At 61.3% G+C, this 18,215-nt stretch carries 20 protein-coding genes, 1 tRNA gene, 1 rRNA gene and 1 riboswitch; of the genes, 17 read left to right on the top strand and 5 right to left on the bottom strand.

What is annotated here, in order from left to right:
* Positions 1 to 25: 25 nt before the first annotated feature.
* The 4 genes from rrf (at position 26) to J7G73_RS02420 (ending at position 2,151) form a co-directional block, all read left to right on the top strand.
* Positions 26 to 142, top strand: a 5S ribosomal RNA gene (gene rrf / locus J7G73_RS02435).
* A gap of 69 nt (positions 143 to 211) precedes the next feature.
* Positions 212 to 286: transfer RNA gene (locus J7G73_RS02430), tRNA-Glu, on the top strand.
* A 426-nt stretch (positions 287 to 712) separates the two neighbouring features.
* Positions 713 to 1,453, top strand: coding sequence for a DUF5058 family protein (locus tag J7G73_RS02425; protein ID WP_291245090.1), 741 nt, complete (start codon positions 713 to 715; stop codon positions 1,451 to 1,453).
* A 14-nt stretch (positions 1,454 to 1,467) separates the two neighbouring features.
* Positions 1,468 to 2,151 (top strand): hypothetical protein, encoded by a 684-nt coding sequence (locus J7G73_RS02420; RefSeq protein ID WP_087295623.1) that lies wholly within the window; start codon positions 1,468 to 1,470, stop codon positions 2,149 to 2,151.
* Positions 2,152 to 2,222: 71 nt separating this feature from the next.
* Here J7G73_RS02420 and J7G73_RS02415 read toward each other — a convergent pair whose 3' ends face one another.
* The 5 genes from J7G73_RS02415 to J7G73_RS02395 all read right to left on the bottom strand — a co-directional run bounded on the left by J7G73_RS02415 (position 2,223) and on the right by J7G73_RS02395 (position 6,972).
* Entirely contained in the window at positions 2,223 to 2,741 is a 519-nt protein-coding gene (locus J7G73_RS02415) for an ATP:cob(I)alamin adenosyltransferase (RefSeq protein WP_087295621.1), read from the bottom strand.
* A gap of 7 nt (positions 2,742 to 2,748) precedes the next feature.
* Complete coding sequence (locus tag J7G73_RS02410) at positions 2,749 to 3,504, bottom strand: ABC transporter ATP-binding protein (protein WP_291245089.1); 756 nt, start codon at positions 3,502 to 3,504, stop codon at positions 2,749 to 2,751.
* Positions 3,504 to 4,538 carry an iron ABC transporter permease gene (locus tag J7G73_RS02405; RefSeq protein ID WP_291245088.1) on the bottom strand — a complete coding sequence of 345 codons (1,035 nt, stop codon included), beginning with the start codon at positions 4,536 to 4,538 and terminating at the stop codon, positions 3,504 to 3,506. Before J7G73_RS02405 ends, J7G73_RS02410 begins: the two co-directional genes overlap by 1 nt.
* A complete protein-coding gene (locus J7G73_RS02400) occupies positions 4,535 to 5,530 on the bottom strand; it encodes an ABC transporter substrate-binding protein (protein WP_158097569.1) in 996 nt (331 codons plus the stop codon). The genes J7G73_RS02405 and J7G73_RS02400 overlap by 4 nt, the downstream gene beginning before the upstream one ends.
* A gap of 225 nt (positions 5,531 to 5,755) precedes the next feature.
* A riboswitch (cobalamin riboswitch) is annotated at positions 5,756 to 5,950 on the bottom strand.
* A 74-nt stretch (positions 5,951 to 6,024) separates the two neighbouring features.
* Positions 6,025 to 6,972, bottom strand: a complete 948-nt coding sequence (locus J7G73_RS02395) for a glycosyltransferase family 2 protein (protein ID WP_291245087.1) — start codon at positions 6,970 to 6,972, stop codon at positions 6,025 to 6,027.
* A gap of 195 nt (positions 6,973 to 7,167) precedes the next feature.
* Here J7G73_RS02395 and J7G73_RS02390 point away from each other — a divergent pair, with 195 nt between their 5' ends.
* The 13 genes from J7G73_RS02390 (at position 7,168) to J7G73_RS02330 (ending at position 18,076) form a co-directional block, all read left to right on the top strand.
* Positions 7,168 to 7,467, top strand: a complete 300-nt coding sequence (locus J7G73_RS02390; RefSeq protein WP_291245086.1) for an AtpZ/AtpI family protein — start codon at positions 7,168 to 7,170, stop codon at positions 7,465 to 7,467.
* 20 nt (positions 7,468 to 7,487) lie between these two features.
* Positions 7,488 to 7,922: an ATP synthase subunit I gene (locus J7G73_RS02385; protein WP_291245085.1), complete on the top strand. Its 435-nt coding sequence runs from the start codon at positions 7,488 to 7,490 to the stop codon at positions 7,920 to 7,922.
* The gene (locus J7G73_RS02380) at positions 7,919 to 8,683 is read left to right on the top strand and encodes a F0F1 ATP synthase subunit A (protein WP_291245084.1); all 765 of its coding nucleotides are present in this window, start codon (positions 7,919 to 7,921) and stop codon (positions 8,681 to 8,683) included. The genes J7G73_RS02385 and J7G73_RS02380 overlap by 4 nt, the downstream gene beginning before the upstream one ends.
* Positions 8,684 to 8,802: 119 nt before the next feature.
* Complete coding sequence (gene atpE, locus J7G73_RS02375) at positions 8,803 to 9,069, top strand: ATP synthase F0 subunit C (RefSeq protein ID WP_058963458.1); 267 nt, start codon at positions 8,803 to 8,805, stop codon at positions 9,067 to 9,069.
* Between the two features lie 37 nt (positions 9,070 to 9,106).
* On the top strand, positions 9,107 to 9,616 hold the full coding sequence (gene atpF, locus J7G73_RS02370; RefSeq protein ID WP_291245083.1) for a F0F1 ATP synthase subunit B: 510 nt from the start codon (positions 9,107 to 9,109) through the stop codon (positions 9,614 to 9,616).
* Positions 9,613 to 10,149 carry an ATP synthase F1 subunit delta gene (gene atpH / locus J7G73_RS02365; RefSeq protein ID WP_087295607.1) on the top strand — a complete coding sequence of 179 codons (537 nt, stop codon included), beginning with the start codon at positions 9,613 to 9,615 and terminating at the stop codon, positions 10,147 to 10,149. The genes atpF and atpH overlap by 4 nt, the downstream gene beginning before the upstream one ends.
* Positions 10,150 to 10,165: 16 nt before the next feature.
* Positions 10,166 to 11,680, top strand: a complete 1,515-nt coding sequence (gene atpA, locus J7G73_RS02360; RefSeq protein ID WP_291245082.1) for a F0F1 ATP synthase subunit alpha — start codon at positions 10,166 to 10,168, stop codon at positions 11,678 to 11,680.
* A gap of 13 nt (positions 11,681 to 11,693) precedes the next feature.
* Positions 11,694 to 12,545: an ATP synthase F1 subunit gamma gene (gene atpG, locus J7G73_RS02355; RefSeq protein WP_291245081.1), complete on the top strand. Its 852-nt coding sequence runs from the start codon at positions 11,694 to 11,696 to the stop codon at positions 12,543 to 12,545.
* Between the two features lie 32 nt (positions 12,546 to 12,577).
* Positions 12,578 to 13,975, top strand: coding sequence for a F0F1 ATP synthase subunit beta (gene atpD / locus J7G73_RS02350; RefSeq protein ID WP_087185212.1), 1,398 nt, complete (start codon positions 12,578 to 12,580; stop codon positions 13,973 to 13,975).
* 2 nt (positions 13,976 to 13,977) lie between these two features.
* On the top strand, positions 13,978 to 14,385 hold the full coding sequence (atpC, locus tag J7G73_RS02345) for an ATP synthase F1 subunit epsilon (protein WP_087295601.1): 408 nt from the start codon (positions 13,978 to 13,980) through the stop codon (positions 14,383 to 14,385).
* A gap of 95 nt (positions 14,386 to 14,480) precedes the next feature.
* Positions 14,481 to 15,734, top strand: a complete 1,254-nt coding sequence (locus J7G73_RS02340) for a metallophosphoesterase (RefSeq protein WP_291245080.1) — start codon at positions 14,481 to 14,483, stop codon at positions 15,732 to 15,734.
* A 139-nt stretch (positions 15,735 to 15,873) separates the two neighbouring features.
* Positions 15,874 to 16,908 carry an ROK family transcriptional regulator gene (locus tag J7G73_RS02335; RefSeq protein WP_291245079.1) on the top strand — a complete coding sequence of 345 codons (1,035 nt, stop codon included), beginning with the start codon at positions 15,874 to 15,876 and terminating at the stop codon, positions 16,906 to 16,908.
* Positions 16,895 to 18,076 (top strand): sugar MFS transporter, encoded by a 1,182-nt coding sequence (locus J7G73_RS02330; protein WP_291245078.1) that lies wholly within the window; start codon positions 16,895 to 16,897, stop codon positions 18,074 to 18,076. The genes J7G73_RS02335 and J7G73_RS02330 overlap by 14 nt, the downstream gene beginning before the upstream one ends.
* The last annotated feature ends 139 nt before the right edge of the window (positions 18,077 to 18,215 follow it).

The raw sequence follows: 18,215 nt of genomic DNA, 5'->3' as shown, positions 1-18,215 counted from the left end.
CTCTTTATCCTTTTCATTCGCATCGGCCGGTGTCGATGACGCAGAGGTCCCACCTGTTCCCATTCCGAACACAGAAGTTAAGCTCTGTTGTGCCGAAAATACTTGGCTGGAGACGGCCTGGGAAGATAGGTAGACGCCGGCTTGCAAATGCGAATAAAGCCGAATGCTGATGAGCATTCCTGCTTTTGGGATCCGGCTTTTTTATATAGATGGCCCGTTGGTCAAGCGGTCAAGACGGCGGCCTCTCACGCCGCAAACGGGAGTTCGATTCTCCCACGGGTCACCACGTCGGAATGGACTACATTCCATTCAAAAAGCCCAGCCATTCGGCTGGGCTTTTCTCATACCATTTCGTCATTCCTCCTTAACCCCACAAAACTTTGCGTGGCAAACTTTTGCGGGGCCCTGCTGCTGAAGAGGCTGACGGATCCCCCGGCATGAGAGAAAATATAATCGCCGATAAAGCCCGGTCGTTGACCGGGCTTTTGTATTTTAAATGGCCACCTTGCTTTTCCACGGTTATGGGCGCTTTTTGTTGAAAAGCAAGGAACGGCAGCTTGCGTGTTCGGACCGGATTTTCCACAAGAACAACGCATTCCTGTGGAAAAGAACACTCAGAAAGTGCCGCTTCATATCATAAGTTTCAGGTGCGCACGGTTTAAAAATATGCTATGATAAAGCAGTACACAATCGTGTGATAGGAGGAAATGATATGTCGTTGTTGGAGCAGCTGAACAGCCTGCCCATGTTTGCAATCGTGGGTGTTGTAATTCTGTTCATTCTGGGGCTCAGCATTGTGTTTATGGTGAAAAGCTACCGTGCGGGGGTAGCTTTGGGAATGGACCGGGTCAAAATGCGCAGGGCCATCACTTCCAGTGTCACCTTTACGCTGCTGCCCAGTATCTCGATCCTGTTGGGCGTTATTGCGCTGAGCGGAAGCCTGGGCATCCCTCTGCCCTGGATGCGGCTTTCGGTGGTAGGTGCGCTGCATTATGAAGGCAATGTGGCGGACATTGCCGCCCGCGCCGCGGGGATGAGCGGAGGTCTGGGCAGCCAGGAGCTGACCCCTTCGGTATTTGTAACCATCGGCCTTGTAATGACGGCAGGTATTCTTTCCGGATGCCTGCTCTGCATCTTCTGCCTGAAGCGCTATATGAAGCGGCTCAAAAAGGCCACAGCCAAGAAAGAAAAGGGCCAGAAGAGCTTCGGTGACTATATGTTCACTGCCATGTTCGTGGGCCTGGTAAGCGCTTATATCGGCTCCTATCTGGGCGAAGGCGTGCGCCTGAACAATTTTATGCCCCTGATCGTAGCCATTGTGAGCGCGGCTGCCATGGCGGTATTTGAGTATTTTGCACGGGTGAAGAAGGTCACCTGGCTGGATAACTTCTCCATGGCAGGAAGTATGCTGGTGGGCATGGCTGCGGCTGTGCTGCTGGGCGGTGTAATGTGAGGGAGGCGCAGGATATGAACGAGAAAGAACGCAGCGCCTTCTATGAGCGCTATGAAAACGGAATTCATGTGATCGGCCGGGTGGGTCTGAGCCTGGGCATCCTGTTGATGCTGGCGGTTCCTCTGGCCATGGGCTGGGTCCTGGGCGCTGGCCCGGATTGGGCCGCCTTCGGTATGGGCTTTTTCCAGGTAGCCATTATCTACTGGACCAGCGGTGTGGTGGAGTTTCTGGTCTATTCGCCGCTGCTTGGCTCCGGTGCAAGCTATTTGACCTTCATCACCGGCAACGTACTGAACCTGAAGGTTCCCTGCGCGGTGAATGCCCGGGAGATCTGCGGCACCGAGGTGGGCACGCCGGAAAACGATGTGATCTCCACCCTGTCGGTGGCAGCGAGCAGCCTGGTAACCACTCTGGTGCTGGCCATCGGTGTGCTGTGCCTGGTGCCCCTCACCCCGGTGCTGGAGGCTCCGGCTCTGCAGCCCGCGTTCAACAACGTGATTCCCGCCCTGTTTGGTGCGCTGGCCTTCAAGTATTTCTACCGGAATATGAACATCGCCATCATTCCGCTGGTGTTCATGTGCATTCTGTTTGTGGCAGCTCCTGGTCTGATCGGCAGCGTGTCCTTCCTGATTCTGCTGTCCGGCGCAATGGCCATCGGCATTGCATACTGGTTGTTTAAACACGGGAAATTAAACTAAAAGGAAAAAGCCGAAGGGTGCGTTTGGTTCGCGCTCTTCGGCTTTTCCTGTATGAATGGGATGGGGATAGTTTAGTAATTTCTGCTGACGAATTCTGCTTCCTCCTGCCCGGCGTGGGCGTTCAGCACCAGAGCCAGCAGGAAGAAATAGCCGGAAAGCAGATTGGCCAGATCCAGCAGGGCGGGTTCCACCGGATGCCCCTGGTGGGCGTGGCGATAGAGCAGGCGAACCAGCGCCTTGCACTGAACCCGCAGGATGTGGGCGGTACAGGCGGTGGTGCAGCCCTGGGGCAGTACGAACCGGGCACAGCGGCCCTCACTCTGCCCACGCAGACGTTCGCAAACATCCGCCAGCCACTGAATCTCTTCCGGAGTCACGGTGAACCGGGTACGCAGGGTGGGGTTAGCATGATAAACCAGTTCGCAGACCCGCAGCAGCTCCGCCCGCAGTGTTTCATCCTCCACTTGAGAACGAAGCAGTCCGGTGCGGCTGGCGATCTCGTCGGTGAGCAGCTCAAAGTCGCAGCGAAGGTCCTCCGGTGCGTCGCTCAAAAAGGGATAGGCCTCCCAGGGGCTGTGATACAGTTCCATACAGCGTTCACTCCCATCGTTGCAGTGCGCGGCGCATGTAACCGCGCACGTCCAGGCCGTAGACCCGATCCAGCAGGGCAGGGTCCAGTGCCTGGGTATCGGTCTGGCACAGGGCCCGGCCATCCTGCATAAGCAGCAGCCGGTCGGCGTAGTTCAGCGCCAGATTCACATCGTGCAGCACGCCCACCACACAGCGGTCGCCCTGAGCTACCCAGCGGCGGAGCTGCTCCATCAGCTCGATCTGATACTTCAGGTCCAGATGGTTGGTGGGTTCGTCCAGCAGGATAATTTTGGGATCCTGGGCAAACACCCGGGCCAGAAAGACCCGCTGCAGCTGCCCGCCGGATAATGCGGTGATGGGCTGATCTCGCAGCTCCCAGAGGCCGGTCTGCTCCAGGCAGGCGCGTACAATGTCCTTGTCGCCGGGAGCGGCTCCGCCGAACAGGCCGGAAGAGCGGTGAGCGTACCGGCCCATCTCTACGGTCTGATATACAGTGTAAGAAAAATACAAATTGGATAACTGACTGAGAAAGGCGAACGTCTGAGCCACCTGACGGCGGGGCGCGGTGCGCAGGTCCAGCCCGGCCGCGGTGACACTGCCGGTGCTGGGCAGCAATCCGGCCACCGCCCGCAGCAGAGTGGTCTTGCCGCAGCCGTTGGCACCCAGAATACAGAGGATCTGCCCGCTCTGTGCAGAGAAGGATAGGTCTCGCACCACGGGGTCACCCCCGTAGCCGCAGGTGATGTGTTCCGCGTGCAGCATCAGCGGGCCTCCTTTCGGCTGGAGAAGAAGATGTAGAGGAAGAAGGGGGCACCAATCAAGGCCGTGATGGAGCCGATGGGAATCTCGGAGGGAGAAGCCAGGGTCCGGGCCGCCAGGTCGCACAGGGACAGAAAGCCCCCGCCGAACACAGCACAGGCCGGAATGAGCATCCGGTGAGAAGGCCCGAAGATCCGGCGCACGATGTGGGGCGCCACCAGGTCCACAAAGCCGATCACGCCCACAAAGGCCACTGCGGTGCCGGTGAGCAGGGCTACCAGCAGCACCAGCAGCCACTTGACGCGTTTGCGCTCCATGCCCATGGCGGAGGCCTGCTCTTCGCCGAAGCTGAGCAGATCCAGCTCGGAGGCCAGCCGCCAGAATGCCAGAATACAGACCAGTGCCGCCAGCGCCACCGGGCCCAGCTGCTTCCAGGTTTTCATGGAAAGGCTGCCCAGCTGCCACAGGGTGATGCGCTGGGTGTAATCCGGATTGGCGGCGGACAGGGTGGTCATAATGGCGTTGAGAAAGAGCGAAAGAACCATACCGATCAGGATGATGGTGTTGTTGGAGAGGTTGCGGTCCAGCCGGGTGGAGATGGCCAGCGCGCCGCCCATGGTGGCCAGGCCGCAGCACAGGCAGACCGCAGGCAAAAGAAAGGTGCCTGCGGCGCTGTCCGCCACGCCGGTGACGATGAGTACCGCCGCGCCAAGACCCGCACCGGAGGAGACGCCAAGGCCATAGGAGGAGGCCAGCGGGTTTTGCAGCAGCGATTGCATCACTGCGCCGCTTACTGAAAGGGAAGCCCCCACGCAGAAGGCCAGCAGCACCCGGGGCAGACGGATGCTCCACACCAGCCCCGGGATCACCGGATTCATCTGTTCGGGCAGTGCCGCGCCCCACAGCTTGTTGGCCAGTACCTGCAGAATTTCACCGGGGGAGATGGGCACACTGCCCACCCCGATGCCCAGAATCACCGCGACCAGCGCGGCCAGGCACAGCAGGCCGAACCGCGCCGGACGGGAAAACCGGTTCATTCGCCGAACACCTCCGGATAGACGGCCTTACCCATCTCTTCCAGAGCGGTCACGATGTTCTCGTTGGGCAGAGAGGAGGACTGCTTGTCGATCTGGTAAACATCGCCGTTCTTCACAGCGGTCACGGCCTCCCAGCCCTCACGGCTCTTGATCTCGCCCACGGGGTCCTCGATGTAGTCCACGTTGGTGAGGATCACGTCCGGGTTGCCGCTGACAACTACCTCGCTGTCCACACTGGTCCAGCCTTCGGCCTTGTCGGCCATCATGTTGTTGGCGCCGATCAGGCTGATCATTTCGTCCATATAGGTGCCGGAGCCGGTGCTGTAGGCAGAGGGAGCGGCGGAAATCTCAAAGTAAACGGTCTTGCGCTGGTCCTCGGGGATGGAGGCACCCAGAGCGGCGATGCGGTCGATCTCGGCCTTCAGGGTCTCGTTGATCTCAGCGGCGCGCTCGGTCTTGCCCATCACCTGGCCCAGGAAGGTCACATCCTCATAAATGTCCTCGATGGAGGAGCTGGTGGGAATGCAGACCACGGTGGCGCCCAGCTCCTGCAGGGGCTGGAAGGGATTCTCACCGCCGGAGGAGCTGATGGAGGAGACCAGGATCACATCCGGCACCAGGGTGGCCATCTGCTCCGCGTCCGGGGTCATCATGTCAAAAACAGGCAGGCCTTGGGGCGCGTTTTCCATCTTGGCGCTGTTGGCATCCAGAGCGATGATCTGGTCGGTGCAGCCCAGATCCATCAGGGTCTGGGTGATGGAGGGAGCCATGGAGATCACGGTCTCCACATTATCCGGCAGGGTGATGGCGGCACCGCTGCGGTCTTCGGTGGGCTTGGCTGCCGCAGCGGTCTCGCCGGAAGCGCTTGCAGAAGCAGCAGAGGATGCGGCGGCGGAAGAGGCCGGAGCAGAAGTGCTGGCGGCCGGTGCGCCGCAGGCGGCCATGCCGAAGGCCAGAGCCACAGCAACAAGTGCGGAAAGAATGCGTTTCATAAATGTTCCTCCTGAATATTGGAATGAGGGATATATTTCCATGCGGCCGGATTGCCGCAAAGAACAAAAATACGCCGCCCCGGCAAGGCGGAGCGGCGCAGCGGCAAACAGGTGCGACAGGAAAAACCCCGTGAGGCAAAATTGCCCCCAGGCTGTACTGCCGCCCTGCCGCGTGTTTGGTCCGTCCACGAAGCGGGGTTCCGCGCCGGAAAAGAAGCCTTTTCCGGGCGGATGCGAACGGCAGGCAGGTCTTCCGGCTCGTGAGCGTTAAAGCGCGCGCCCGACCGGCCTTCCCATTCCCTTCGGAACAGTGGCAGATGGCCGGGGCGCTGGCCCACACGGCGGCGGTCCCGCACGGGATTGATTACCCGTTTCCCTTTTCATTCAGACAGGCTGAACACCTGCCGTTCGATTTTTTAATAGTATAACCGGATGCGTGGGTGCATCCAGGAAGAAATGCAAAATGCTCCGGCCCGGCGGCTGGCAAACAAAAATCAGCCGTCCAGATCCTCTTCGGTCTCTCGGGTGATGTAGACCGGGCGGTGCTTGGTTTCCAGATAGGTTTTTGCCAGATACTGGCCCAGAACACCCATGCAGAACAGCTGCACGCCGCTGCACAGAAAGATGATGCACACCAGGCTGGGCCATCCGCTGGTGGGATCGCCAAACAAAAGGGTGCGCACGATGATCACGATGATCATCACGAAGGCCAGCAGGCAGAAGAAGATGCCCATCAGGCTTGCAATGGCCAGCGGGGCGGTGGAAAAGCCGATGATGCCCTCCAGTGAGTAGAGAAACAGCTTCCAGAAGTTCCACTTGGTTTCACCGGCCACCCGTTCCACGTTCACATACTCCAGCCACTTAGTCTTGAAGCCAACCCAGCCGAAGATGCCCTTGGAGAACCGGTTGTATTCCGGCATGGACAGGATTGCATCTACCATTCTCCGGCGCATCAGCCGGTAATCCCGCGCGCCGTCCACAATGTCCGCGTCGCTCATTTTATTAATGAGCTTGTAGAACATCCGGGCGAAAAAGCTGCGGATGGGCGGCTCGCCCTGGCGGGTGGTGCGCCGGGTAGCGGCGCAGTCGTAATCCTCGTGAAGAAGTGCGTCCAGCATCTGGGGCAAAAGGGCGGGCGGGTCCTGAAGATCCGCGTCCATCATGGCCACATAATCGCCCTTGGCGGCCTGCAGGCCGGCCAAAATGCCCGCTTCCTTGCCGAAGTTGCGGGAAAAGCTGATGTAGCGCACCCGTGCATCCTGCCGGTGCAGCTCGCGGGCGATGGCAAGGGTGTTATCCTTGGAGCCGTCGTCCACAAAGATAAACTCAAATTCGGCCCCGTGGCTCGGCTTCATTTCATCGGCGACCCGGGTGATTTCCTTATAGAACAGCGGAAGAGACTCCTGCTCGTTATAGCAGGGTACAATGATGGAAAGAAGCATGCAGATACCGCCTTTCTCAGCTGAAACCCGGCCGCACAGCACGGGCAGTATATATTATAACACAGAGCGGGAAAAAGAACAAACCCTGCAAAATATACATGAAAAATATTATAAGGTGGATGAAAGATTTAATAAAATAAAGCGAAAAATTATTGTTCTTAAGAAGGATTTTTGTTATACTATGGATACAATTGTTTGCCGGATTTGCAATATAAGACCGGCGAAAGGAGCGGCGCGGTGAAGAGCTGGATGAAAGTCATGCAGGATGTTGCCTGGCTGACCCAATTGGGCGTTTCGGTCACTGCGCCGCCGCTTTTATGCGCCGGTGCCGCCTGGTGGCTTTCGGCCCGGGCGGGGCTGCCCGCATGGGTGATGCTGCCCGCGCTGCTGCTTGGCTTCGGCGGTTCGGCGGCCAGCGTGTGGGGCTTTTACCGCTACATGCAGCGCAAGGCCACCCGCAAAAAGGCGCCGCCGGCCTTCAACCGGCATTTATAACAATAGAGAGAGGGCGTTTTATGAAAATAGCACCTGCTGTAAAAAAAGAGACAGGGCACATTGCTCTGGGCACCGCCGCAGGCGTGGCGGTCATGCTGGTGGTGTTCGCCGTTCTGGGGCATTTCAGCGCCGGTGTGGCGGTGAGCGGCATCCTGGGCGGAGCGATCACGGTGGGAAACTTCTTCCTGCTGGGTCTGACGGTGCAGAAGGTGGCCGACGGCCAGCCGGAGGACCGGGCTCGCAAGTGGATGCAGTTTTCCTACAACATGCGCATGCTGCTGATGGTGGTGTGGCTGATCGTGGCGCTGGCCGTGCCGTTTTTTAACTGGGTGGCGGCGCTTGTGCCTCTGCTGATGCCCCGGCTCACCATCGGGGTGATGCAGGCCACCGGAATGTATCACAAGGAAAAGGGCGGTACGCTGCCCATAAATGAAGGGGGCAACGCAAAGGAATGAACGTTTCGATCAACGGCCCGCAGATCTACTGGGAATCCAGCTGGTCGGCACCGCTTCTGGGTAAGCTGCAGATCACCGCAAGCCTGGTGGACGCCTGGATTATCCTGGCGCTGATCGGCATCCTGTGCTGGTGGCTGGGCCGTGGGCTCACGGTGGAGAACATCAGCAAAAAGCAGGCGGTGGCCGAGCTGCTGGTGACCACCTGCCAGAACTTCGTGAACGGCAACATGGGCGAAAAATACGCCTACTTTGCCCCGTTCATCGGTGCGCTGTTCAGCTATTCCGCGCTGTGCAGCCTGTCCGGCCTGGTGGGGCTTTATCCCGCCACCAGTGATCTGTCCACCGAGCTGTCCTGGGCGCTGCTGGTGTTTGTGATGATCACCTACACCAAGATCCGTACCAACGGCGTGGGCGGCTATCTGAAGGGCTTTACCACACCCATCCCAGTGTTCACCCCCTTCAATATCATCAGTGAGCTGGCCACCCCCATCTCGATGGCGTTCCGTCATTTCGGCAACATCATGTCCGGCGGCGTCATCAGCACGCTGGTCTACGCGGCGCTGGCGGTATTGAGCCAGGCGGTGTTCGGGCTGCTGCCCGGCGCGCTGGGCGAGATCCTCAGCCTGATCCCGCTGTTCCAGCTGGGCATTCCGGCCATTCTGTCGGTGTATTTTGATCTGTTCAGCAGTCTGATGCAGGCATTCATCTTCTGTATGCTGACCATGCTGTATATTGCGAACGCAGCCCAGACCGACGAGTGATTCTTTTTGGATTCCATTGCGGCCGACCGCCGCGATCGAAGCGCTCCGCCGCCCGCAAGCAGCGGCCGGGGCAGATATTACCAAGTAATTTATCTTGAACGTTTTAGGAGGACACCATTATGTTGGACAAAGCTATTGTATTGGCCGGCTGCGCCATCGGCGCGGGTCTCGCCCTGATCGCTGGTATCGGCCCCGGTATCGGTGAAGGTTACGCGGTTGGTCAGGCCTGCTCCGCCATCGGCCGCCAGCCCGAGTGCAAAGGCGACGTGACCAGCACCATGCTGCTGGGCTGTGCCATCGCCGAGACCACCGGTATTTACGGCTTCGTGACCGGCCTGCTGCTGATCTTCGTGGCACCCGGCATGTTCACTGGTATGCTGGGCTGATTTTGGCCCGCAAGCCAGCCAGAAAGGGGAATGACTATTGCAACAGTTTTTTAAAGACCTGGTGACGCTGACGCCCTGGCACATGATTTTCATGCTGGGCAACCTGCTGATCCTCACCCTGCTGGTCAAGCATTTCCTGTTCAAGCCCGTGCAGAAGATTTTGAACGAGCGCCAGCGCAGGGCGGACGCCATGCTTGCCGACGCCAAGCAGGCCAAGGAACAGGCCGAGGCGATGCAGGCGGAATATGAGAAGAGCCTGGCAGGCGCCAAGGAGGAGGCAGCCCGGCTGCTGAATCAGGCCAGCCAGACCGCCGCCCGCAACAGCGAGGAGACACTGAACGCCGCCCGTGCCCAGGCCGCTGAGCTCAAGCGCAAGGCGGGCGAGGAGATCGAGCAGCAGCGCAAGAAGGCGCTGAACGAGGTGAAGGACGAGATCGGCGGCATGGCCATGGCCATCGCCAGCAAGGTGGTGGAACGGGAGATCCAGGAGAAGGATCACCAGCAGCTGATCGATGAATTCATCGAGAAGGTAGGAGACGCCTCATGACCAAGATCGGCACCATATACGGCGGCGCGCTGTATGAGCTGGCCGTCGAGGAAGGGCTGGAGGCCGAAATGCTGGACGAGCTGGAGCAGGTGGAAGCGCTGCTTGCCGCCTGGCCGGACTACGAAAAGCTGCTGGCACTGCCCAGCGTGCCCAAAGCCCAGCGCTGTCAGGCGCTGGACGAGGCGCTGCGCGGGCATATCCAGCCGTACCTGTTGAATTTTTTGAAGATTTTGACCGAGCGGGGCCAGATCCGTGCCCTGCGTGACTGCCGCAAGGAATACCGGGCCCGCTACAACGAGGCCCACGGTATTCTGGAGGCGACGGCGGTGGCGGCGGTGCCGCTGAGCGAGGCCCAGAAGACGGCTCTGACCGAAAAGCTGAACAAGCTCACCGGCAAAACGGTGCAGCTTGCGGTGAAGGTGGACCCGGCCTGCCTGGGCGGCGTGCGTTTGGAGATGGGCGGCGCCGAGTTCGACGGTACGGTGCAGGCCCGGCTGGACGCACTGCGCCGCAGCCTGGCCGCCACGGTATAAGTGAGAAGGTGAAACGATGCAATTGAAACCGGAAGAAATTTCCAAGATCATAAAGGCCCAGATCAAGCACTATGAAAACTCCATTCAGCAAAGCGAGACCGGCACCGTGATCCTGGTGGGCGACGGCATCGCCCGGGCCACCGGCCTGGAGGAGTGCATGAGCGGCGAGCTGGTGCAGTTCTCCAACGGCGAGTACGGCATGGCCCAGAACCTGGAGGAAAACTCGGTGTCCATCGTTATGCTGGGCAGCGACGTGGGCATCAAGGAAGGCAGCGTGGTCAAGCGCACCGGCAAGGTGGTAAGCGTGCCCGTGGGCGAAGCCATGATCGGCCGCGTGGTGAACGCGCTGGGTCATCCCATCGACGGCAAGGGCCCCATCGACGCCAAGGAGTACCGGCCCATCGAGTCTCCCGCGCCGGGCATCATCCAGCGCAAGAGCGTTTCGGTGCCCCTGCAGACCGGCATTAAGGCCATCGACTCCATGATCCCCATCGGCCGCGGCCAGCGCGAGCTGATCATCGGTGACCGGCAGACCGGTAAAACGGTCATCGCCACCGATACCATCATCAACCAGAAGGGCAAGGATGTGCTCTGCATCTATGTGGCCATCGGCCAGAAGCAGAGCACCGTGGCCCAGCTGGTGAATACCCTTACCGAGAACGGCGCCATGGACTACACCATCGTGGTGTCCGCCACGGCCAGCGAGCTGTCGCCGCTGCAGTACATCGCGCCCTACTCCGGCTGTGCCATGGGCGAGTACTTCATGGCCCAGGGCAAGGACGTGCTGGTGATCTACGACGACCTGTCCAAGCATGCGGTGGCTTACCGTGCGCTGAGCCTGCTGATCCGCCGCCCGCCCGGACGTGAGGCTTACCCCGGCGACGTGTTCTATCTGCACAGCCGCCTGTTGGAGCGCGCGGCCCGCCTTGCCCCGGAATACGGCGGCGGCAGCCTGACCGCTCTGCCCATCATCGAGACCCAGGCGGGCGACGTTTCCGCCTACATCCCCACCAATGTGATCTCCATCACCGACGGCCAGATCTTCCTGGAGACCGAGCTGTTCCACTCCGGCGTTATGCCGGCGGTGAACCCGGGCATCTCGGTGAGCCGCGTGGGCGGCAACGCCCAGACCAAGGCCATGAAGAAGGTGGCCGGTTCCCTGAAGCTGCTCTACAGCCAGTACCGTGAGCTGCAGAGCTTCGCCCAGTTCGGCAGCGATCTGGACGCGGACACCAAGGCCCGTCTGGCCCAGGGCGAGCGCATCGTGGAGGTGCTCAAGCAGGACCGCAACAGCCCCATTTCCATGGAGCATCAGGTGTGCATTCTGTACGCCGTCACCCACGACCTGCTCAAGGACGTGGCCGTGGAGGACGTGAAGGAGTACGAGCACGGCCTCTACACCTACATGGACGGCCATGCCCCCGATGTGCTGGAGACCATCCGTACCAGCGGCAAGCTGGAAAAGGAGACCGAGACCGCGCTGGCGGCCGCTCTGGCAGAGTATACCACGGAGTTTTTGAAGACCAAGTAAGGAGGAGATCCCAATGGCAGGTGCGTCCATGAAGGACATCAAGCTGCGCATCAAGAGCGTGGAAAGCACCATGCAGATCACCAAGGCCATGGAGCTGGTGGCCTCCTCCAAGCTGCGTCGCGCCAAGGAGCGGGTGGAAAAAAGCCGCCCCTATTTTGAGGTGCTCCACGCGGCCCTTTCCGACATCGCGGCCTCCAATACCGAGATTTCTTCCCCCTACATCGCCAAGCGGCCGGTGAAAAAGACCTGCTATGTGGTGATCGCGGGTGACCGCGGACTTGCGGGCGGCTACAACGCCAACATTCTGAAGGCAGTGGCGGCCGAGGCCGAGGGCAAGGAGATCTGCGTGCTGCCGGTGGGCAAAAAGGCGCTGGAGCATTACCAGCGCCGGGGCACCCAGCGGGTGACCGAGGAATACGCGGTGGCGGCGGATGTGACGGTGAGCGACTGCTTCTCCATGGCGCGTCTGCTGGCCAAGGGCTTTCTGGCCGGTGAGTACGACGAGATCCGCCTGGCCTACACCAATTTCGTGTCCATGCTGAGCCAGCAGCCGGCTACTTTGTGCCTGCTGCCGCTGAATGTTTCCCGCCCCGAGCCGGGCGCGGGTCCCCGGGGGCTGACCATCTACGAGCCCTCCAGCGAGGAAGTGTACGACGCCATCGTGCCGGAATACCTGGCGGGCCTGATTTACGGAGCGCTGTGCGAATCCGTGGCCAGTGAGCTGGGTGCCCGACGCAGCGCCATGGATGCGGCTACCAAGAACGCGGGTGAGATGATCGACTCGCTGAGCCTGCATTACAACCGGGCCCGGCAGGCGGCCATTACCCAGGAAATCACAGAGATCGTGGCGGGCGCCGAGGCCTGACGGCCTTTCCCGCCAGTAAAGGAGATAGATCCATGCCGAATAACCACGAAGGCATCGTGGCCCAGGTCATCGGCCCGGTGCTGGATATCAAATTTGCAGACGGCGAGCTGCCGGACCTGCTCAACGCGATCGAGGTGGGCGAAGGCGAGCACAAGCTGGTGGCCGAGGTGGCCCAGCTGATCGGCGACAACGTGGCCCGCTGTATCGCCATGAGCAGCACCGACGGTCTGGTGCGCGGCACCAAAGCCGTGGACACCGGCGGCCCCATCACCGTGCCCGTGGGCGAGGAATGCCTGGGCCGTATTTTCAACCTGCTGGGCGAGCCGGTGGACGATCAGCCCGCGCCTCCGGCCAAGGAGCGCTGGCCCATCCACCGCGATCCCCCCAGCTACGAGGAGCAGCAGAATACCACCGAGATCCTGGAGACCGGCATCAAGGTGGTCGATCTGATCTGCCCCTACGCCAAGGGCGGTAAGATTGGCCTGTTCGGCGGCGCCGGCGTGGGCAAGACCGTGCTCATCATGGAGCTGATCAACAACGTTGCCAAGCAGCACGGCGGCCTGTCGGTATTCACCGGTGTAGGCGAGCGTACCCGCGAGGGCAACGATCTGTACAACGAGATGAAGGAGAGCGGCGTTATCAACAAGACCGCCCTCGTCTACGGTCAGATGAACGAGCCCCCGGGAGCCCGTATGCGCGTGGGCCTGAGCGGCCTGACCATGGCCGAGTACTTCCGTGACCGGGAGCACCAGGACGTGCTGCTCTTCATCGACAACATCTTCCGCTTCACCCAGGCGGGCAGCGAGGTGTCGGCTCTGCTGGGCCGTATGCCCAGTGCCGTGGGCTACCAGCCCACCCTGGCCACCGAGATGGGCGCTCTGCAGGAGCGCATCACCTCCACCAAGAACGGGTCCATCACCTCGGTGCAGGCCGTTTACGTGCCCGCCGATGACCTGACCGACCCGGCCCCCGCCACCACCTTCGCCCATCTGGACGCCACCACCGTGCTGAGCCGTGCCATCTCCTCGCTGGGCATCTACCCGGCGGTGGACCCGCTGGATTCCACCAGCCGCATCCTCTCGCCGGATGTGGTGGGCCAGGAGCACTACGAGGTGGCCCGCGGCGTGCAGCAGGTGCTGCAGCGCTACAAAGAACTGCAGGACATCATCGCCATCATGGGTATGGACGAGCTGAGTGAAGAGGATAAGGTTACGGTAAACCGGGCCCGCAAGATCCAGCGCTTCCTCAGCCAGCCCTTCACCGTTGCCGAGCAGTTCACCGGCATGGAGGGCAAGTATGTTCCGCTGAAGGAGACCATCCGGGGCTTCAAGGAGATCCTGGAGGGCAAACACGACGACCTGCCCGAGTCCGCCTTTTTGTTTGCGGGCACCATCGACGAGGTGGTCGCCAAGGCAAAGCAGGGTGAATGAGTATGAACACCTTCCATCTGCAGATTGTTACGCCGGACGGCCAGCTCTACGACGGGCCCGCCGCCCGGGTGCTCTGCCGTACCATCGCCGGGGATGTTTGCATCCTGCCCCGCCACTGTGATTACATTACAGCGCTGGGCATGGGCGAAGCCCGGGTGACTTTGGAGGACGGCTCCGTGCGCCGGGCCGCCTGCATCGGCGGCATGCTCACGGTGCGCGCCGGCCAGGTGCGGCTGGTGGCCACCACCTTTGAGTGGGCCGAAGACATCGACAAAGCCCGGGCCGAGGCCTCCCGCAAGCGAGCGGAGACCGTTCTGGGTCAGAAGGGCACCGACGCCCGCGAGCTGGAGCTGGCCCAGGCCCGCCTCAAGCGCGCGCTGGTGCGCTCCCACGTGGCGGATCTGGTATAAAAACCGGCATTTGCAGGCCCTGACTTTCCGGCAGGGCCTGCTTTTTTGCGTGCAGGGGAGAAATGCGGTGTACTCCCCGAAAGGAGGAACGAAACATGAAACAGAAAGGAAAACGAGGCATTCTGTTGGCCGCAGCAGCGCTTTTGCTGGTGCTGCTGGCAGCGGCCGGAGCCCTCTGGTTCCGGGGCCGCCCGACCAAGATTTTGCTGGCGACGGATCTTCACTATCTTTCGCCGGAGCTGAACGACCACGGGGCCTGCTTTGAAAAAACCATCCTGAACGGTGACGGCAAGGCGCTGGCCTACATTGACGAGCTGACCGATGCCTTTGTGGAGCAGGTCATCCGGGAAAAGCCCGCGGCGCTGATCCTCTCGGGCGATCTGACCCTGAACGGGGAAAAGCAGAGCCATCTGGACCTGGCGGAAAAGCTGCGCCAAATTACCGAAGAGGGCATCCCGGTTCTGGTAATACCGGGCAACCACGACCTAAACAGCGGCTACGCGGTGCGCTTTACCGGCAAGACCTACGAACCGGTGGAAAACCTGAAGCCGGCCCAGTTTGATGAGGTATATGCGGACTTCGGCTACAACGGGGCCAGCGCCCGGGACGAGGAATCCCTGAGCTATGTGTTCCCGCTGAACGATGAGCTGCGGGTGCTGATGGTGGATGTGAACACGCTGGGCAGCGAGGGCGTGCTGGAACCGGAGACACTGGACTGGGTGAAGGCCCAGCTGGAGGAGGCCCGACAGACGGGTGCCCGGGTGATTGCCGTGAGCCACCAGAACCTGCTGGCCCACAGCGAGCAGATCAGCGCAGGCTTTGTGATGGGCGGCGCAGAGGAGCTGCTGGCTTTGTATGAGGAGTATGGTGTGATCTGCAACCTGAGCGGCCACATCCACATGCAGCACACCGCCAAAAGCGAGAATGGCTTTTTTGAAGCGGCCACCGGCTCACTGGCGGTGTCGCCCAACCAGTACGCCCGGCTGACGGTGCGCCCCCACGAGCTGGACTACCAGACGGTGCCGGTGGATGTTTCCGGCTGGGCAAAAGAACAGGGAAGCACCGATGAAAACCTGCTGGATTTTGTCACCTACTCAGCGGACTTTTTCCGCCAGGTAAACCGGGGCAAGGTGGTTGGCTGGCTGCAGAAGGAGGAAAACGGCGAGGAGATGGCCGATTTCTTTGCGCAGGTGAATCTGGACTACTTCCAGGGCAGACCGGACCGCTATGACCGGGAGGACCCGATGTTTGAGGTATGGCAGGAATCCGGCACCTTTTACGCCGATTATGTGGAGAGCATACGGAATGAACCGGCGGTGAACCACAGCCAGGCCACCATAGAATACTGAAATCTACATAGGAAAGCCCCGGCCATTGGCCGGGGCTTTCCTATGTGAATGACGGCGTTTTTCTTGACATGAGAAGCAAAAGAGACGATGATTTAACTATATTTTAAAACTGTTTTAAAAATGAGAGGAGAGAGGCCGCATGTTTACCCGGGCGGTAAAAAGTGCGAACGAGCGGCAGGTGATTCAGGTGCTGCGGCAGGGCCGGGTGGTCACCAAGCAGGAGCTGGCGGAGGCCTGCGGGCTGAGCTTTCCCACGGCGGGCAAGCTGGTGGACGAGCTGGTGGAGCAGGGCGTGGTGCTGGAGGCCGGGCTGGAAACGGGAGCCGGCGGGCGGCGGCCCATGCGCTACCGCTTCAATGAGGCCAGCGCCTACGCACTGACCCTCTTTTTTGAGGACGGTACCCTCTGCTGGGCGGTGGCGGACGCGCTGGGCAATCCGGTGTGCTCCGGCAGCTGCGGGCCGGAGGAGGGCGGATATGTTTCCACCATTCTGGCGGTGACCGAGCGGCTGCGCCGGGCTTATCCCGCGCTGGCTGCGCTGGCGGTGGGTGTGCCCGGCGGTGTGGCCGAAGGCCGGGTGCTCTACATCGACGGATATGATGAACTGGCCGGGCGGAATCTGCAGGCCGAGCTGGAAGCGGCCTGCGGTCTGCCTGTAACAGTGGAAAACAACATGCGGGCGGCAGTCTATGGCATGGCGGCCCGGCGGGGCTGGCTGGACCGGGAGAGCGCGGTCTGCCTGCATCTTTCGGACAACGGCCCCGGCTGCGGTGTGCTGGTGCACGGCAGACCGCTGAGCGGCTTTGCCGGTCTGGTGGGCGAGGTGGGCTATCTGCCCGGTCAGGGCGAGGAAACCATGCAGCAGGCGGCGCTGCGGGGGCTTACCGGGGTGGACCCGGTGGACTACTTTGCCCGGCTGGCGGTCAGCGCCTGCGTCTTTCTGAACCCGGAGGAGCTGGTGGTCTACGAGACGCCCTTCCTGCAAAGCGCCGGGCATCTGGAGCAGGCCTGCAGGCGGTATCTGCCCGCCCAGGCGGTGCCCCGGGTGCATATTTCCCGGGAATACCGACAGGACTATCTGGCCGGGCTGACCCGCCTTGCCATGGATCTTTTGTACCCGGGCGGCGGTCTGCGGGAAACTCAGGAAAGGAGACGAGGAAATGCACAGTTATAAAACCACGGTGTATGCCTGCTATCTGGGCAGTATCACCCAGGCGGCGCTGATCAACCTGACCCCGGTGCTGTTCGCGGTGCTGCTGCGGGAATACGGGCTGAATTATGGAGCGCTGGGCTTTCTGGTGCTCACCAATTTCGTGACCCAGGTGGGGGCGGATGTGGCCTTCAGCAAGGCGGTGGATCGCCACGGATTCCGGCCCTTTGTGCTGGGGGCGGGAGTGCTGAGCCTGGTGGGGCTGGGAGTATTTGCGGCCGCGCCGCTGCTGTTTCCGGCCCATCCATTGGTGGGCTTTTTTGGGGGCACGGTGATCTTCTCCGGCGCAGGGGGATTGCTTGAGCTGCTGCTCAGCCCCATTGTGGATGCGCTGCCCGGCGAGGAAAAGACCCGGGCCATGGCGCTGCTCCATTCCATGTACTGCTGGGGGCAGGCGGGCACGGTGCTGGTGACCACCGCCGCGCTGGCGCTGGGCGTGCCCTGGCAGGCCGTTGTGCTGGGGTGGATGCTGCTGCCCGCGGCGGATCTGGTGCTGTTCCTGCGTGCGCCGCTGAACCACAAGCCGCCGGAGGAAACGCTGCCCATCCGGGGGCTGGCCCGGCAGCGGGTGTTCTGGCTGGCGCTGGGGGCTATCGTGTTCGGAGCGGCGGCAGAAGTCACCATGTCCCAGTATATCTCCTCCTTTTTGGATCTGGGGTTGGGCATCCCCAAGCTGATCGGCGATGTGGCGGGCATGTGCGGCTTTGCTCTGATGATGGGTCTGGGCCGCACCCTGCTGGGCCTCTGGGGCGACCGGTGGGACCTGCCCCGGGTGCTGGGGGCCAGCGCCCTGCTGGCGGCGGGCTGTTATCTGGCGGCGGCCGCATTGCCCGCCGCAGCGGTGGTGGCCTGCGCTGCCACCGGTCTGTTCGTGGCGGGGCTGTGGCCGGGTACGCTGGTGGTGGCATCCCGTAAGATGCCGCTGGCCGGGGCGTCCATGTTCGCGCTGCTCAGTGCAGGAGGCGACCTGGGCGCTTCGCTGGGCGGCTGGCTCACCGGTGTCGGGGCGGATGCTCTGCTGGCGGCGGGCTTTTCCCAGCAGACCGCGCTGCGGGCCGCGGTGGGAGCGGCGGCGCTGTTCCCGCTGGGAGCATGGCTGTTTTACCGCCGCCTGCGCAAACAGAAACAATAAAGAATGGAAGTACACCCTCGGGCAGGGGGCCGGAAGGCTCCCTTTGCCCGGGGGTGTTGACTTGCCGGGGAAAAGGAGTATAATGGCAAATAGTTATAAAAACAAACAATTTGCGAAACAAACAAAAATGGAAAGGGGC

The sequence above is a fragment of the Allofournierella sp. genome, assembly GCF_017889395.1.
GTDB lineage: Bacteria > Bacillota > Clostridia > Oscillospirales > Ruminococcaceae > Allofournierella.
This window is presented reverse-complemented; position numbering and strand designations above follow the sequence as displayed.

Coding starts and splice junctions, on each gene's coding strand:
- J7G73_RS02420 (WP_087295623.1), top strand. CDS start 1,468: ATGAACGAGAAAGAACGCAGCGCCTTCTATGAGCGCTATGAAAACGGA.
- atpH (WP_087295607.1), top strand. CDS start 9,613: ATGACCAAGATCGGCACCATATACGGCGGCGCGCTGTATGAGCTGGCC.
- J7G73_RS02425 (WP_291245090.1), top strand. CDS start 713: ATGTCGTTGTTGGAGCAGCTGAACAGCCTGCCCATGTTTGCAATCGTG.
- J7G73_RS02335 (WP_291245079.1), top strand. CDS start 15,874: ATGTTTACCCGGGCGGTAAAAAGTGCGAACGAGCGGCAGGTGATTCAG.
- J7G73_RS02405 (WP_291245088.1), bottom strand. CDS start 4,538: ATGAACCGGTTTTCCCGTCCGGCGCGGTTCGGCCTGCTGTGCCTGGCC.
- J7G73_RS02400 (WP_158097569.1), bottom strand. CDS start 5,530: ATGAAACGCATTCTTTCCGCACTTGTTGCTGTGGCTCTGGCCTTCGGC.
- J7G73_RS02380 (WP_291245084.1), top strand. CDS start 7,919: ATGAACGTTTCGATCAACGGCCCGCAGATCTACTGGGAATCCAGCTGG.
- atpE (WP_058963458.1), top strand. CDS start 8,803: ATGTTGGACAAAGCTATTGTATTGGCCGGCTGCGCCATCGGCGCGGGT.
- atpC (WP_087295601.1), top strand. CDS start 13,978: ATGAACACCTTCCATCTGCAGATTGTTACGCCGGACGGCCAGCTCTAC.
- J7G73_RS02415 (WP_087295621.1), bottom strand. CDS start 2,741: ATGGAACTGTATCACAGCCCCTGGGAGGCCTATCCCTTTTTGAGCGAC.
- J7G73_RS02340 (WP_291245080.1), top strand. CDS start 14,481: ATGAAACAGAAAGGAAAACGAGGCATTCTGTTGGCCGCAGCAGCGCTT.
- atpG (WP_291245081.1), top strand. CDS start 11,694: ATGGCAGGTGCGTCCATGAAGGACATCAAGCTGCGCATCAAGAGCGTG.
- J7G73_RS02385 (WP_291245085.1), top strand. CDS start 7,488: ATGAAAATAGCACCTGCTGTAAAAAAAGAGACAGGGCACATTGCTCTG.
- atpD (WP_087185212.1), top strand. CDS start 12,578: ATGCCGAATAACCACGAAGGCATCGTGGCCCAGGTCATCGGCCCGGTG.
- atpA (WP_291245082.1), top strand. CDS start 10,166: ATGCAATTGAAACCGGAAGAAATTTCCAAGATCATAAAGGCCCAGATC.
- J7G73_RS02395 (WP_291245087.1), bottom strand. CDS start 6,972: ATGCTTCTTTCCATCATTGTACCCTGCTATAACGAGCAGGAGTCTCTT.
- J7G73_RS02330 (WP_291245078.1), top strand. CDS start 16,895: ATGCACAGTTATAAAACCACGGTGTATGCCTGCTATCTGGGCAGTATC.
- J7G73_RS02410 (WP_291245089.1), bottom strand. CDS start 3,504: ATGCTGCACGCGGAACACATCACCTGCGGCTACGGGGGTGACCCCGTG.